Consider the following 15476-nt stretch of genomic DNA (forward strand, 5'->3'; position numbering starts at 1 on the left):
AAAATGGGTCGCCGCCCGGGGGGATCGCTCCGGGAGAAAGCCCGAATGACGCGGACGACGCTTCGGCAACGGCTACCACCCGGCCGCATCCGGGCTTTCACGGATCGACGTTCCCGCCTGACGGATTTGCGGATTCTTCTCTCCGATTTGCGCCAACGAAGACTGCCGCCAAGTCAGCCCCTCGACGACACCCGATTCACTTAAGTCCGTGACTGCGGAAGAACTTCAGGGTCCTCGCTGCCGCGTCATCGAAAAGGCCCATATCGTTGTTGATGTGCCCGTGCCTGCCACCCTTCTCCAGCACCAACTCACAGACGTTGCCCTCGTCCTTCATTCGCTTCACGAACTCCATGAGGATCGGCTCCGGCGCCACGTTGTCGCGGTCGCCATGGAAAACCAGCGTGGGCGGCATCCCGGAGCGGATCCGGTGCAGTGGAGAGATCGATTTCCAGTCCTTTCCGACCCGGGCATTTCCGTAGCCCTTCGATGAGGTATCGAGCACCGCGAAGAGCAGCACCAGCGCATCGGGCCGACACGACACCGACAGGTCCTCGTCGGCATGGTCGAAGTCATCGAACAGTGCGGTCCCGAGGGCGACATGCCCGCCAGCGGATCCGCCGCCGACGCCGATCTTTTTCGGATCGATCCCGAGCTCGGCCGCGTGGGCCCGGATATATCGGATCGCCGCCCGTCCGTCCTTCACACAGTCGAATACCGTCACGCCCGTGCCCGGCTTCGCCAGACGATACTCGACGCTGATTCCGACGTATCCCTCGGGCACCAGACTCTGGGCGTAGGGATAAAACCTTCGTGGATCACCACCGACCCATCCGCCACCGTGGATCACCACATAGGCCGGCCGACGGTCGCCCGGCTTGAACCCGTCGGGATGGAAGAGATGCAGGGTCAGCTCCCGATCTCCGACCGTCTTGTAAGGGATGATCTTGCTCGGCTGCAGCTCCTTCTGCATCGACGCGAAGCTGCGGACCTTGCGCGGTTCCGATCCGGCAATCGCCTTCTCGATCTCTGCCACGACCTGGCGGGCCAGCACACCATAGCCTGCGCCAGTGAAGTGGACGTTGTCCGGCCCGGTGGCATACTTTTCCAAGTCCGGACGGATCAGCGAGTGCAGGTCGTTGATCCTGACACCATGCTTCTTCATCACGCCGCCCGCCGCATCGAGATACCGCTTCTCCAGATCGGGCGAGATCTTCACTTCCGTCTTAAAGCGATTCTTCATGGTGACTTCCGGCTCCGGGCACGCCGGCGTCGTCGTCGCCCAGATCAAAGTCGCGCCGGTCTTCTCCAAACGGGTCACCAACTTCTCCAGACGTTCGGCATAGGCCTGCGGACTGCGATCCTCATTGGCGAACTCCCAGCCGTACATGTCCCACAGTCCCCAGTTGAAATGGATGACGTCCCAGTCGCCGTCGCCGAGCCACTGTTCGATCTTCTTCACCCCGGTCCCGGTGTACTGGGCGTTGCCCTCGTTCTTCACCACCACCGCCTTGCCATCGAGCAGACGCTTCACCTCCTTCTGATACCCTCCTGAGATCGAATCGCCGATCAGCAGGACTTTCGGCAGACCCGTCTCCGCCGCAACGGCAAGCGGCAGAACCGCCACAGCGATGGCAGGCAGGACGTAGCGGAGTATTCTCGAAACCAGTCTCATGATAGCGCGTGAGCTTCGTTACTTCTTACCCTTCGGCAAAGGGTAAACGCGCGTCCTGTTGGCCTGCTTTTCCCACAGACCGGCAAGTTCCTTGGCCAGTTCCGGCTTCGTCTCGGAAAGATCGTTCAGCTCGGTTCGGTCGTTGTGGATGTCGTAGAGCTCCCACGGCTTCTTGTAGCCCAGCCGGACGAGCTTCCACTTCCCCTTGCGGATCGCCGCCTTGCCGTAGTGCTCGAAAAGCAGGACGCGGTCGGGGTCCTCATCCTTCGAAAAACTCGCCACCAAGCTTCTGCCTTCCATCGGCTGGATTTCCTGACCCGCGAACTCCTTCGGATAAGTCGCGCCCGAGAGCTCGACGCAAGTCGCCATGATGTCGATCAGGTGACCCGGTCGCTGCCTCAGCTCATTCTTCGCCGATATCCCCTTGGGCCAATGGGCGATCAGTGGAGTGGATACCCCTCCCTCGTGGTTGTGCGACTTGTACTCCCGGAACGGCGTGTTGGAGACGTTCGCCCAGTTCCGGCCGTAGCCGATGTAGGTTTCCGACGGCCCCGGCATGACGTCCGGCCCCATCAGAACCGGGCGACCGGCACGACTGCTGGCTGGAATCATCGCCGTCTGAAGCTCGTCCTTGCCCATCGGCTCAACTCCTTTCGCGGGATTCTTCCGCGGTTTCCGGCCCATCGCCTCGTGGCAACCTCCGTTGTCTTGCAAAAAGAGAATGAGAGTGTTCTCGAGCTGCCCGGTCTCCTCGAGGGTTTTCACAAGGCGCCCGATCCCCTGATCCATGCTGTCGACCATCGCGGCATAGACTTCCATGCAGCGTGCCTCCCATGCCTTATGCTCGTCCGGAAAGCTCTTCCAGGACTGTGGAGCCGGACTGAGCTTCCAGTCCTTGATCACCCCGAGTTCCTTCATCCGTTCGTAGCGCGCCTTGCGGATCGGCTCGTAGCCGCCGTCATACTTCCCCTTGTACTTGGCGATGTCCTTGTCGAGCGCGTGCATCGGCCAATGCGCTGCCGTGAAAGCGACGTAGAGGAAAAACGGATCCTCCTTCGATGTCTCGGCGTGCTCCTTCACGTAGCGCGAGGCGTAGTCACTGATCGCATCGGTGTAGTAGTACTGCCCGGGTTGATATTCTTCGTCGTTGTCCGGCGTGATCGCCTTCTCGCCCCGGGTCAGGGTCCACGGATCGAAAAGACTGCCCGCACCGATGATCGTCCCGTAGAAGCGGTCGAAACCCCTCTGGAGCGGCCAGTTCGATTTGTCCCCGTCGGGCTTGAGCTGCTTGGTCACGTGCCACTTGCCCGCCATGTAGGTCCGGTAGCCGGCCGCCTTGAGCACCTCCGCCATCGTCACCGCATCGCGACCGAGATCCCCCTTGTAGCCAGGCTGACCTCCGTCGTTGGTCATCTGACCGATGCCGGCCTGGTGGGCATACAGCCCCGTGAGAAGGGACGCACGGGTCGGACAGCAGCGTCCGGTGTTGTAGAACTGTGTGTATCGCAAGCCACCGGCAGCGAGCCGGTCGAGGGTCGGCGTGGAAATCTCGCTCCCGTAGCATCCGAGGTCCGAGTAGCCCATGTCGTCCGACATGATCACGATGATGTTCGGGCGTGGTGCCGTTTCCACGGCCAGCGCCACCGGGAGAGAAAGCAGGCCAAAGACGGCGGCCAATCCTGCCAACCGTGACGATAGTTCGCCCTTTCTCCGGACGTTTGAGATGAGTTCGATCACGACACCAAAACGCCCGTCTCCGACACCATTCTTTCAGCCCCGATGTCCCTGCTCCGCCTCAGAACGTCCCGCCTCGCCTGTCTCGCGCTCGCCTTCGTCTCAAGCTTCGCGAACGCCGCCCGACCGCCGGGCGAAAAGCCGAACATCATCCTGATCATGGCGGACGATGTCAGCTGGGAGGCATTCGGGTGCTATGGCGCCAAGGACTACCGGACACCGAACATCGACCGTCTCGCGAGTGAGGGCATCCGTTTCGAGCACTGCTACTCCACACCCATCTGCACGCCGAGCCGGGTCAAGCTGATGACGGGGCAGTACAACTTCCGGAACTACACCCACTTCGGATACCTGAATCCTGCGGACAGGACCTTCGGCCACCTCATGAAAGAGGCCGGATACAAGACCGCCATCGCCGGCAAGTGGCAGCTCAACGGACTCTACAACAAGCTTCCGGGTCACGATGATCCGATGCGCCCGGGCAAGGCCGGCTTCGACGAGTGGATGCTGTGGCAGGTCACGACCGGCAAAGGTGGTGGCAAGGGCGGCGAACGATTCTGGAGTCCGCCCCTCGAGCACAACGGCAGGTTCGTCACGATGGAGGAGAACCAGGGCAAGTACGGGCCCGACCTGCTCTGCGACTTTCTTTGCGACTTCATCGAGCGCAACCGGGAACAGCCGTTCTTCGCTTACTACCCGATGGTGCTGGTCCACGATCCCTTCGTTCCGACTCCGGACACGATCGGCGACGCGCCCCGAACCCACGCCGCGAACAAGGAACCGAAGGGAGCGGCGGCGCAGAAGGAAAACTTCGTGGCAATGGTCGAATACGCCGACAAGATCGTCGGCCGTATCGACGCCAAGCTTCGCGAACTCGGCCTCGCGGAGAACACGATCCTGATGTTCACCGCCGACAACGGCACCCACACCCGCATCACCTCGCGGTGGAACGGAATGGACATCACCGGAGGCAAAGGCGGGATGACCGACATGGGCACGCATGTCCCGTTCGTCGCTTCATGGCCCGGCACGGCTCCGAAAGGTGCGGTGTATCCCGACCCCATCGAATTCACCGACTTCTATCCGACGCTGCTGGAGGCGGCGGGGATGAAACCGGGGGGAAACGATCCGGTTGACGGACGGAGTTTTCTTCCCCGCCTCCGCGGCGAGCCCGGCAACCCGCGCCAGTGGGTGCTTTGCCACTATCAGCCGTACTGGGGCAAAAAGCCCGGGCAGTTCGTCCGCGACCAGCGGTTCAAACTCTACCGCGACGGCCGGTTCTTCGAGGTACCGAACGACTTGCGGGAGACGAACGACCTGTCGAAAAGCGATACCGGAGCGAAGCAGCGCACCGAACTTCAGTCGGTTCTCGACAAGTGCCCTCCTGCGCCGAAAGGCGACGGTCAGCGCAATACCAAAGACCGCCCAACCTATCCCGACTGGATGGATCTCGTCGACTGAACCGACGGCCTACGGCTTGGCCTTTTCCTTCGGGGGAACAAACTCATCGACGGCCCGGAAGTCGACATCTCCGCGTGTCGGATTGTCGAAGAAGAACACATAGGTCCGGTTCTGCTCGTTGAGCGGCCATCGCGAGCTCGTGATCAGCCTTGAGCCGGTTTTCTCCTTCACGCCGATCATCACGTCGTAGAAGCGGTTCTCCCGAGCGCCCTTCGGACGAACCACCTTACCGGTCCGACTCGGAATCAGGAGTTCGGTAGTGCCCACCTTGCCTCCGATCGGCAGACTGGAGACGTTGTGGAGATAAAAATCGCCCGGCCGGAAGGAATCGCTTTCGTCGGGAATGACCACCGGCTCGAAGCCCGCCTTCTTGGCCGGAACCAAAAGGATGATGAACGCTTTGCCGTCCTCCGGCAGCGCGACTCCGGCGAGTTTGACTGACTTCTCCTGCGTCTGGAGTTGGAAGCTTCTCGCCGGGGCCTCCAGTGGCTCGGAAAGGTTGTTGAGGGGTAAATCGAAGGCCTCGCTCCGTTCTCCCTCGGCGGCGGCCATCACCAGCATTCCGAGATCCTTCGGCGCGGTCTGGGCGACGTAGCGCACCGTCACCTTCCCCGGCGCCGCCCAAGCAGTCGCCAGACACGTGGTCGCGACCGCAAAGGTCTTCGTAAGCAATCTCATGAAGCAGCTTTTGCTCAGACCTCGGCCGGGGTCAACCAACGGAACGACCTGAGATAAAATCGACGGCCGAACTCCTCGTCGACGGCTTCCCTCAATTGGTCCGGCCGAACATCCGGATCACTCTGTCCGGTCACGTAGTCCCTGCCGCGCTCGACCAGCGCCTCACACCATGCGCGGGCAACCACCTTGCCGGTCTCATCGACCGACTCCCCGTAGGCGCGGATGACGAAGGTGTCGGAACGGGCCGACAGAATCGGAGCAATCGGTGTCAGGATGTCCGCCTGCTTCACGATGCCCGGAATGCCTGCCGCAGTCGCGCCCTCCTCGGCTGCCGGGAAGGGAAGGCCGTTCGTCGCAATCGCAGCCACACTGCGATCTCCGCGATAGGCCTCGTTGATCGAGACCTCATCGGCATCAAGAGCCGCCTGGATAGCACCCGCTCGCGCCAGCTCCTCGTCCGACCCGACCCTGCGGTTGACGAAATCCGCCAGCGAAAGGAACGGCCCGCGGCGACGGACTTCGCGAACGATCGCTTCGGCCAGTTCGCCGATCTCTTCCTCGCTCAGAACCCGGCGCCCGACCCACTGGGCGGGATCGCGCGCGGGAACCGCACCCTGGCCGTCCGCGATCAGATCGTTCGGCACGACAAGGGAAGCCACCGGCACACCGTCGCCGGCCGGGGTCGACTGCTCGTCTCCGGAATCGTTCTGAGTCACGATCTCCTCATCGAGCAGGCTTGAGAGCAAGACCCTCCATGCCTCCACCGAAGTCGAGTTCACATTGAACATGCCCTCGACCCGGATCAGCGACGCCATCAGGTCGACCGCCTCGGCCTTCGGACCGTTGCGGTCGAACATGCGGGCGAGCAATCGGGCGGTGTCCTCATTGCCGATGTTCGGCTTGTAGTGGGCAACCGGCAGGGATTGCTCCCCGGTGAGGAAGTCGTCCGCCACATTACGCTGCGCCCGGCGACGGGCATACGTGTTGCGCTCCTGAGGCGCGACGGAAGAAAAGCACCAGCTGTCCCAGAGCTCGAGGTTGGCGAGATACGAATGGTCCGCCACCGGCCGGCTCCCCGTGGTCAGACGGCTGGTTTCGTAAGGTGAGAGCACCGATGGGGCGAGCGAGTTGCCGATCGCGTGGGCGATCAGCGGCATCATCGGCTGTCGGCCGTTGAGGGCCGTGTAGCCTTGCTGGGGCGCCTGCAGCAGGAAGCCGTTGGCGGTCGAGTGCTGCAGCGCGGCCATCGAATGGATCGGCTCGCGTGGAATCGCATGGGTAATGACGTAACTGTTGCCGTCCGCCGCATCGTAGCTGCCGCCGAAGAAGCCATTTCCGTTGGCGCTGGTTTCGAGGCGACGGTTGACCCAGCTGTTCAGGGCGTCGACACGGACTTCCCATCCTTTCAGCCTGCGCTCGTATTCGGTGAGGTCGTAGAAGTCGATCCGGTGGGCGCGCGGATTGAGCCGGAGCATGCTGCGACTTCCCGTGAGCGAGTCCCTCTCGGTTTTCGCATCATAGGAATACATCATGATGGGCGCCTTGGCCGCCCGCATCTGAGCCGCCGAGAGCCGCCGAGTTTCCGACACACCGAACTTCGGGAACACGTCCGAATACTGCCGCCGGTCGGCGTAGATGCGCTCACCCGACGGCTTGGTTCCAGGCGTGTTCGATTGCCGGACCGATCCGGGCTGGACGCGTTCGTTGCCGAAGTCGAAATCGATCACCATGCCGCCGAAGCCGAGACCGCCCGCATTCGGCCGCTCGCTGCCGACAAACGCCTCGTTGTAGTTCATGCCGAAGTGCCGCGAGTGCATGTTGTTGCCAGAGAGCGTCGATCCGCTCCGGGAGGTCTTGCCGCAGGTCAGGCCGTTGGGCTCGATGGTGTAAGAGATGGTGTCCCGGGGGTTCAGGTCGATGTAGGCGCCGTTCTTGTCCCGCATCGGCCGTGCGATCCCGCCACCGTAGTTGAAGCCCTTCCGAGCCTGCATCGCACGGTTCGGGCTGTTGCCCTCGACCTGCATGTCTCCGGTCTGCGACACCTTGATCACCTCGCCGGGTTTGAAGATGAGCTGTTCGACATCGCCCACCCGCAATGCGCCGAAGTTCATGTCGGAGTTGTTGTTGGTGAACACTCCGGACAGTGACGACGTCAGGGGGCATTCCCAGGTCTGGCGGCCCGCGGTGATGTTGATCGTGTAGGGAAACTGGAAGAAGTTGAACGACATCCACGCCGACTGGGGGATCACCAGCGGAACATCGTGAGGATTCCAGAAAGTCAGGATGGGATCGAAGACCAGATACAGCCGGTCCACCTGGTTCCGGCCGCTGCCTTGGGGCCGGGTCCGGAGCGAAAAGGCAACCTGCTGGCTGATCAGGGCGGGCATTTTGAAGTGGAAGCTTTCGTCCTGCTCGCATTCCCGAGGATTCGCGCCCAGCACGAGACCCATCGTCCCGCCCGGAATGCGCCCGCCCGTGGTGTAGGTGCCCCGGATCGGCTCAAGCTCGTTGGGAAGCTGGTAGAAGGTCTTGAGTTCGTCGAAAGTGATTCCCGTCTCGCGGTTGACCCTGAAGAGCGGTTCCGGAGTCCGGCTTCTCGATTCGAGCTCGAGCTTCATCGACAGGTCGCTGCGAAAGCCGCCCCGCCGGACGTCGACCAGCAGCCCGCTGGTTCGCGTCGCCAGGTCATGGAAGAGCCCCTTCGGTGACTCGATATCCGACGCGAGAAGCGACGATTGCGGCCAGTCGGTCAGGGCTTCCAGACGCGGATCCGCACGGTCGAAATCCCGAAACGGCTGCCCGCCGCCGGCCAACTCGGCAACGTCTACCGGGTGACTCGGCGCGGCTTGCATGCGACCGCGAATCTCCGACAAGTTCACCGCCGGCTCGGCCGGAGGTGTCGCCAACATGGCCTTGAGCCCTTGGTCCCCGGTCCACCAAGCAATGTTCCCGCTCAAACGGTTCCCTTTCTTCACCCCGACCCGGGGTGCATCGATCCAGTCCTCTTCCAATTCGCCCGCACTGTTTTCCCCGACCAAGCGGATCATGGAGTCGCCGCCCGACGTCTGACTCGCGAGACTTTCATCCCCGAAGGTCGGATCGGAGACCAGCCACGACCGGAAACTGGGCTCGGGACGCGCGGTGGTCTCGTCCGCCCAAGCGTCATAGACACCCGTCCAGTACCGTCGCCCGATTGAAGCCGAAGTTTCGCTACCATCGCGGTCAGCGGACAACTGATCGGCCGCGACCGTGATCCGGCGGTCATCTCCCGCATGTTTTTGGAGCTGGCCGATCGCCATCACCAAGGCCATCCGGGCATTCGCCCGGGCTTCCGCCTGGGCTGAACCCTGCGAGGATCCCCTGAGGGAAATCGTAGAAAGGGAAAGAAGCCCCACCGCCAGCAAAGTCAGCAGAAGCATCAATGAAATCGTGACGATCAAGGCGAAGCCGCCCTGAAGTTGTCGGACAGGTTTTTTCATGGGTTTTGCAGTTACAATATACCTCCAATCCGCGAAAGGTTAACGGCGCCATGAAAAAAATGTCATACAACCCCGACTTTTTCCATCCCTCAGTGGGGGTAGTTCGCGACGGCACCAATCCTCAAATTCCTCCTTCCACCCTTCTCTAGGGCCGAGTTGGCTCGCTCCACCGCGTCAGCGGCCTGCCGCCAGCGCTGTTTCCGCTGTCGGAACCGAAATCTTCTGTCCGACTCGCAAACGTCGCGGATCGACCGCCGGATTCGCGGCCAGCAGATCGTCCAGATCCACCCCATACCTCAGCGAGATCCGGTAGAGGTTTTCGCCGGATTGGACCACGTGGGTCCGCCGCTCCGCCCGCTCGAGCTTCGGCAACAGACTGGCATCAGGGCCCGGCATCACGATCCGCTGGCCTACGGCGATCCGGGATGGGTCGGGAATCCGGTTCGCCTCGAGCACCGCATCGAGTTCGACGCCGTGCGTGGACGCGATCTTCGAAAGCGTGTCACCTTCGCGGACCACGTGTGCCCTCCCCTCCGAGCCCCCTTTCGCCGCCGCCGGCTTGCCCGAGACCTTGGCGCCATACAGCGGGTCCGTCTTCGGTTCATCCGCCTCGGTCAACATGTAGCGAAGCCGGGCGTTCTCGATCTCCAGACGCTTGATCTGGCGTTCCTGTTCCTGAACCTGCCGACGCAGCGTTTCAAGCGACTCGGGAAACGCGGTCGCGATGCCCGCCAGTAGGATCCAGATGCAGCCGATCACTTTCATGACTCGGCCGGTCAGACGAGGATCTGCCGCGCCCTATTCAGACGAATCGATACCACCTGAGAACTTCAGACCGGATGCCTCTCAATCGCCCTGCAGCAGACTGAGCATTCCGTTGCCCATCGCCTGCCCGACCAGCATGTAGGTTTCGGCATTCTGGTTGTAGTGGAAGTCCTGCGCCTTGGGCGACTGGTCGACCGGGCGCCAGAAGTCGCGCGTCTCGACCGTCTTCACGTTGCCTTTGAACTCCGGATACTTCCCTTTCTCGCCACTCACCGCGAGCTGCGCATTGGCGACGGTCACAGCATCACCCGCCATTTCCCAACCGCCGAAGCCGATGGTCGCAACCACAAACGGAGCCTCGGGAGCTTGGAACTCGCGCCGCAGCGTCTTGATCAGATGCACGAGGTTCTGCTCGTAGCGCGCGGCGTAAACCTCGCTGCCCTGGTCCTTGTGGCCCTGCCACCAACCAAAGCCTGCGATCTCGTAGCCACGTCCCTTCCATTGGGGAAACTCGTTGTCGAAATTCTGCAGAACCACCTTCGCGGCACCGAAGCAATCGTCGTACTGCTTGCCCGCATACCAGTTGATCTTCTCCGGCTCGCTTCCCTTCTCCCACGATGCCGGCGAATCCTTGTAGCCGGCATAGACCGTGCCATCGACTTCGTAGCGCTCGCTGCCCGGCGGCAAGAAGTCCCAAGCGAGCGAGCGATTGCCCTGCGACGCCTTAAGGATGAGAACCGGCTCATCGTGGAAGTCACCCACGATATGACCGAAGCCGAGCTCGGGACCGATGTTGTTGCCGCCCGCCCCGCAGCCGACACTCAGCCACTTGTCCGCAGTGGCCGTCACCACGCCTTTGTACCAGACGTCGTTGCGCTCGGTCCAGTTGCCCTCGCCATCCACGAGAAACGGAAATTTGCCGTTCTCCTTCACCACGGTGGAAAGCGTGCCGGGAATGTCGAGCCGGGCGTACCAGCCCAAGCCTCCGGCATCGCCCGTGAGATAGGTGATCTTGAAAGGCACCTTCTTGCCGGCCTCCAGCTTGATCGGCGTGTGGACCGACTCCTTGCCAACCTCCTTGCGGTGCACTTCCTTACCGTCGACCACCATGATGTTGTGGGTCGAGCCACCGTAGCCCGGCCGGAACTCGTACACACCGGCTGCCTTCATCTCGATCGATCCGCGAACGACCTGCGTCCCTCCGCCCGGATAGGGAGTCGGACTGACTCCACCGAACTTCTCCAGCTTCACCTCTTTGACCGGCTTCAACGAATCGTAGTCCGCCTTCGGGTCATACTCGCCTTCGTAAACCGAGACGGTCGGGTCGATGAACTCGGATCCCCAACGGCTTCCTCCACCCGTCACCTGACCGATCCCCACCATGTTCGACTGCCCGGCGAGGATGTAGACCTTCACGGGTTTCGCATCGGCTTCCTGTGCCGTGACCGGTGAAGAGAGGACGGCGAGGGAGAGGCTGCCGAGGATGATGGATCGTTTCATGGGATGCTTCATTGTCGGGAAGAGTAACGCACGCCGTCCACCAATGCGAACCGACTCTGCGCCGCTCCGACCTCACCCGGAGGTCAGGTATTCGGAGACGCGGCTGGGGCGCTACAGAGCGCCTTACATCAGGAACTCCTTGATGGCACCGGTCTGGTCGCCGATCAGCGCCGGATCGAGGACACCGAAGTGTTTGATCGGGTTGCCGTAGGCGTTGAGGATAGTGGTGTAAAAGTTGCCGAGCGTCTTGTGGTTCTCGCTCCCCCAGTACGGCAGACGGACGTAGCGGCGGCCCATGCTGAGTTTGGCGTTGTCGCCGGCCATGACGACGAACGGGAACTCGGTGCCGTGGCTGTGGTGGGTTTCTCCCCCGTCCGGGAAGTAGAATACCATCGTGTTGTCGAACATCGTGCCGTCGCCTTCGGGAACACTCTTCAGACGGGTCACGATCATGTCCACAAGCTTCATGTGGTGGTGCTCGCTGCGCTTCCGGATCTCCTCGGCATTGACGCCACCAATCACCTTGCCGTGGCCGACGTCGTGCATGTTGACCTTTTCGCCCTCGAGTCCGGGAATACCGGTGTACTCGTGGCCGAGTTCATCGACCGTGAAGGCGACCACATTCGTCAGCCCCGAAATCAGCGAGGAGAGGAGCACTTCCGTATGTCCGACCTGACGATCGAGCGTCGAGAGTTCCTCGGCGAGATACTTCGCATCCAGCTTCGGCGCGTGACGGCGCACCGCGTCCGCCATCATGTCGACCTTGCGGTTGCGTTCGCGGATATCCTCGATCGACTCGGCGTAGTTCCCGACCTTCTGCCTTTCGATCCCGTCAAGTTGGCGCGCGATCTCAGAGTGGTTGCCCGCGGCAAACTCAAGAACCTTGCGCTCGAGTTGGTAGCGCACCTGGTCGTCCTCGTTGGCCGAGACCGACTTGAAAATCTCGTCGACCGCGATCTTCGGCGAGCCGAAGGCATAGTTCGGCTGCTGCGGACCACGGGCCGAAAAGCCTTTCGCAATACCATCGAGACTGCCGCGGGCATTGCCGCCACCGGTCGGGAAACACGCGAGTTCGATGTGCTCCATCGGTGACGGGAAAAGCTTCGCGAGTTCGAAGTCGACGGTCGCCCACTTGATCGAGCTCGGCCGCTCGTTGGCCTTGTAGACACCGAGCGACGAGCACCAGGAGTGGTGACCGACCGTGCACATCTTGCCGGAGAGGCCCTGCAGAATCGTCAGGTTGTCCTTGTGCGCCTCGAGCGGACTCATCCAGTCAGGAAGCTCGTGACCGTCGAGATCGACCTCGAACGCTTCCTTGGCGTTCTCCTTCTTCATCTCCTCCGGACCGAAGGACGGCGGCACCATCACCTTCGGGAACAGTCCGTTGCCACGGTGCATGAAGATGAAACGCATCGGTGCCTTGCCCGATCCGGTCGGGGCGGCGGAAAGGCGTTGCATCCCGCCCGGGAGGGAGAGCCCGCCCATGGTGATGAAGGCGGTCTTCAGGAAATCACGTCGTGTGTTCATGGTGTATGGAAGTGCCGGTCGGCATGGTTCGGGAACAGGCCATGCCGGCCGCGCCCGGAAGGGTTACTTGCGGTAGATGAAAGAGTCCGAGGTCAGAAGGGAGAGGATCACGGCTTTGAAGCTGCCGTCGCTTTCGAGGTAGGCCTTGTCGGCGTCAATGAGCGTGCGGGAGTCCGAGAGCTTCTCGTTGCGCCCCATGTAGAAGCGGAAAGCATGCCGGATGATCGATTGGCGCACCCGGTCGGATTCGGCGAGACGGTCGATCATCTCGAAGGCATCCTCCACTTCCCCGTCGAGCGCGGGATCGCCCGTTCCGTCGAGCTCGCCGGTGGTCACGATCGGCGCGGTCTTGTACACATCGAAGGTCGTCTTGCCGTTGCCCTTCTCGAGGAGGTTGTCGGGATGCTCCATGATCTCCTCCAGGCGGTATCGACCGAAGTCATCGTACATCTCGAAGGCGAACCCGAGCGGGTTCATGTGCTGGTGGCACTTCCAGCACGCGGAGTCGGCGGTCACGTCCTCGACCCGCTGCCGGAAGGTCCGGTGCGGATCCTCGGGCACCTGCGCATCCACGGTGATCGGCACGTCCGGAACCCGGCCTGCGAGCAGCTTCTCCCGAATCCAGCGACCCCGTCGGATCGCGTCGGCATGGAAGTTCGTGGAGTGCGCGATCAGCCACGCCGGGTGGGTGAGGATTCCTTTGCGGTTCGCGATCCGGAAAGGCTGGTGGGTCGGGTAGTCCCAAAAATCCTCCGACTCCAGTTCGGGAACCTTGGACGACTTCCAGCTACCGTATCGCCAGATGCTCGGCGTTGGCGGCAGACTGTAGAACGGAGCGTGGTGGTAGTAGTAACCGTGGCTCCATGGAATCCGCGTGAAAGGCGTGATGCCCTTCCCGAAGTGCTCCTCGAAGAAGAGCATGTAGTTCACGATCTCGCCGGGCTTGGAGTTGTCGACGATCCTCATCGATTTGATCGTCTTGAGGAACTCGAGATGCTCATCTAGAACCTTCTGGGGTTCCGTCCGCCAGGGCGTGTCCTTCAGGCGCTCATAGACGCTACGCCACTCGCTGATCGTCTGGTCGCCCTGCTCGTTCTCCATGTTGTGGTAAACGAAGAACTCGTCCGACGTCAGAAGCGTCTTGAAGACGTCGCGGTCTTTCTCGACATGCCATGTAACGATCCGGTCCGCTTCGAGCGTGAGCCACCCGGGGGTTCCCTGAGTGCCGCGGTCGGGGTTGCTGTATTTGCCCTCGCTACGGGCACCGTCCTTGAACACCCGAAGTGAGGCGGGATAGCCGAAAAACTCGCGGAAGAAGCGGATGATCTTCGGATGAGCAGTCTCGTTCGACTTGTAGTGCTTGCCATCGAGCGAGCTGTCGACCTCGCCACGATAGTACTCCGGGTCTTCCAACAGCCGGGCCACCTCCCGACGGTAATCCTCCCTCGTCTCCAGACGTCCCTCGGCCGCAGCGGCGGTCAGCTCCGCATCCGGACCCCGGTCGCCGATCGCGTAGGAGATCGCGAAGGCCGCCTCGCGCGGGGACAGCTTCTTGCGACCATGCCCGTCCTCTTCCCCGGCACCGAACTCAAGCCGGTAGAGGAACTCGGAATCCAACACGACGGTCACGAGCATTTGGCGCAGTCCTTCGGTGTTTCCGCCAAGCTCGACCGCGGAACGCGCCAGATCCAGATACTCCGAGAGTTCCTCGGTTGTCGGATCCCGGCGCAGCACCAACTGGAACTGCTTGCGGATGGCAGCTTCGAGTTCGGCGTCGTTCGGAGCGCCATCCTTGAGAATCACCGTTTCGAAGGCCTCGGGCGTCGAGCGCGGCGCCCAGCGGTCCTTCTGGTCGGGAAATTCATCAGCCTTGATCTCCCCCTTCTTCACCCGGGCCGCGCGGATCTGCTTGGCGGAAATCCAGTCGGCATTCTTGAGCATGACCAACAGATGGCCGCCGTCGAGGATGCCATTGTCGTAGTAGCGCACGCCCGAGTTGTCCGGGAGCAGGAATGGATTGGTGACACCATACAGCGGGCGCATCCGGTCCCTGCCTTCCAGTTCGAAGACATCGAGCACCCGCTCGTTGAAAATCTGCGGACTGACCAACCAGCGGCGCGCGGGCGTGTAGGCCGCCTCCTCGACTTCGCCGCTAAACAGCGCGTCGTGATCGATCGCGTTCCCGTAGGCCGGATAGCGGAGCTTTTCCTCAAGCTTGCCCGCTCCATGGGCATCCAGCTCGCCAGAGATCCATGCCATCAGCTTCGCACGCTCCTCATCCGTCGGCTGGCTCTTCTTGTCCGGCGGCGGCATCTGGCTGAGGAACACCTGCTCGTGCGCCCGGTTGAGCATGTCGAGTCGGGCCTCGAGGGAAAGCTCACCCAAATTGTCGAGCCGCACGTCGCCCTTCTCCGTTCCGTCCTCGTGACAGGTGAAGCAGTAATCCTCGAGCAGATACTCGATGTCCTGAGGCATCTTGAGTGCCTGTTCGGCCAGCACCGGTAAGGTCATCGACGCCACCAACGGAAGACAGGTCGCCCTGCAGGAAAGTCGGATCAGTTCGGTGGTCCTCATGCGGCTTGATGGAATCCAGCGCGGCAGGTGAAGACCGGATCGCATTCCGGCCTCTCTCCACGACTTGCGAAACTTCTACCCGCTGC

At 62.0% G+C, this 15476-nt stretch carries 9 protein-coding genes; 1 reads left to right on the plus strand and 8 read right to left on the minus strand.

Features of this window, described 5'->3' with window-relative positions; translation table 11 throughout:
• Window positions 1–196: 196 nt before the first annotated feature.
• Both HAHE_RS01160 and HAHE_RS01165 read right to left on the minus strand, forming a co-directional pair.
• Window positions 197–1672, minus strand: coding sequence for an alpha/beta hydrolase fold domain-containing protein (locus HAHE_RS01160; protein ID WP_338687819.1), 1476 nt, complete (start codon window positions 1670–1672; stop codon window positions 197–199).
• An 18-nt stretch (window positions 1673–1690) separates the two neighbouring features.
• Window positions 1691–3409, minus strand: a complete 1719-nt coding sequence (locus tag HAHE_RS01165) for an arylsulfatase (RefSeq protein ID WP_338687820.1) — start codon at window positions 3407–3409, stop codon at window positions 1691–1693.
• A gap of 42 nt (window positions 3410–3451) precedes the next feature.
• On the opposite strand from HAHE_RS01165, the gene HAHE_RS01170 reads away from it, so the two are divergent.
• Complete coding sequence (locus tag HAHE_RS01170; protein ID WP_338687823.1) at window positions 3452–4867, plus strand: sulfatase-like hydrolase/transferase; 1416 nt, start codon at window positions 3452–3454, stop codon at window positions 4865–4867.
• 9 nt (window positions 4868–4876) lie between these two features.
• Here the strand turns inward: HAHE_RS01170 and HAHE_RS01175 are convergent, their stop codons facing one another.
• From HAHE_RS01175 to HAHE_RS01200, 6 genes are all read right to left on the minus strand, one after another.
• Window positions 4877–5545 (minus strand): hypothetical protein, encoded by a 669-nt coding sequence (locus HAHE_RS01175; RefSeq protein WP_338687825.1) that lies wholly within the window; start codon window positions 5543–5545, stop codon window positions 4877–4879.
• Between the two features lie 14 nt (window positions 5546–5559).
• On the minus strand, window positions 5560–9024 hold the full coding sequence (locus tag HAHE_RS01180; RefSeq protein WP_338687826.1) for a hypothetical protein: 3465 nt from the start codon (window positions 9022–9024) through the stop codon (window positions 5560–5562).
• A 174-nt stretch (window positions 9025–9198) separates the two neighbouring features.
• A complete protein-coding gene (locus HAHE_RS01185; RefSeq protein ID WP_338687827.1) occupies window positions 9199–9789 on the minus strand; it encodes a LysM domain-containing protein in 591 nt (196 codons plus the stop codon).
• 81 nt (window positions 9790–9870) lie between these two features.
• Window positions 9871–11289, minus strand: coding sequence for a sialate O-acetylesterase (locus HAHE_RS01190; RefSeq protein ID WP_338687829.1), 1419 nt, complete (start codon window positions 11287–11289; stop codon window positions 9871–9873).
• A 123-nt stretch (window positions 11290–11412) separates the two neighbouring features.
• Window positions 11413–12816 carry a DUF1552 domain-containing protein gene (locus HAHE_RS01195; RefSeq protein WP_338687832.1) on the minus strand — a complete coding sequence of 468 codons (1404 nt, stop codon included), beginning with the start codon at window positions 12814–12816 and terminating at the stop codon, window positions 11413–11415.
• A gap of 63 nt (window positions 12817–12879) precedes the next feature.
• A complete protein-coding gene (locus HAHE_RS01200; RefSeq protein ID WP_338687835.1) occupies window positions 12880–15390 on the minus strand; it encodes a DUF1588 domain-containing protein in 2511 nt (836 codons plus the stop codon).
• Between the last annotated feature and the right edge of the window lie 86 nt (window positions 15391–15476).

This window comes from Haloferula helveola, from assembly GCF_037076345.1.
In the GTDB taxonomy this organism is placed as follows: Bacteria; Verrucomicrobiota; Verrucomicrobiia; order Verrucomicrobiales; family Akkermansiaceae; genus Haloferula; species Haloferula helveola.

Bases quoted from the DNA above. Each gene is read 5' to 3' on its own strand.
- HAHE_RS01160 (WP_338687819.1), bottom strand. From the start codon at position 1,672: ATGAGACTGGTTTCGAGAATACTCCGCTACGTCCTGCCTGCCATCGCT.
- HAHE_RS01170 (WP_338687823.1), top strand. From the start codon at position 3,452: ATGTCCCTGCTCCGCCTCAGAACGTCCCGCCTCGCCTGTCTCGCGCTC.
- HAHE_RS01175 (WP_338687825.1), bottom strand. From the start codon at position 5,545: ATGAGATTGCTTACGAAGACCTTTGCGGTCGCGACCACGTGTCTGGCG.
- HAHE_RS01180 (WP_338687826.1), bottom strand. From the start codon at position 9,024: ATGAAAAAACCTGTCCGACAACTTCAGGGCGGCTTCGCCTTGATCGTC.
- HAHE_RS01185 (WP_338687827.1), bottom strand. From the start codon at position 9,789: ATGAAAGTGATCGGCTGCATCTGGATCCTACTGGCGGGCATCGCGACC.
- HAHE_RS01190 (WP_338687829.1), bottom strand. From the start codon at position 11,289: ATGAAACGATCCATCATCCTCGGCAGCCTCTCCCTCGCCGTCCTCTCT.
- HAHE_RS01195 (WP_338687832.1), bottom strand. From the start codon at position 12,816: ATGAACACACGACGTGATTTCCTGAAGACCGCCTTCATCACCATGGGC.
- HAHE_RS01200 (WP_338687835.1), bottom strand. From the start codon at position 15,390: ATGAGGACCACCGAACTGATCCGACTTTCCTGCAGGGCGACCTGTCTT.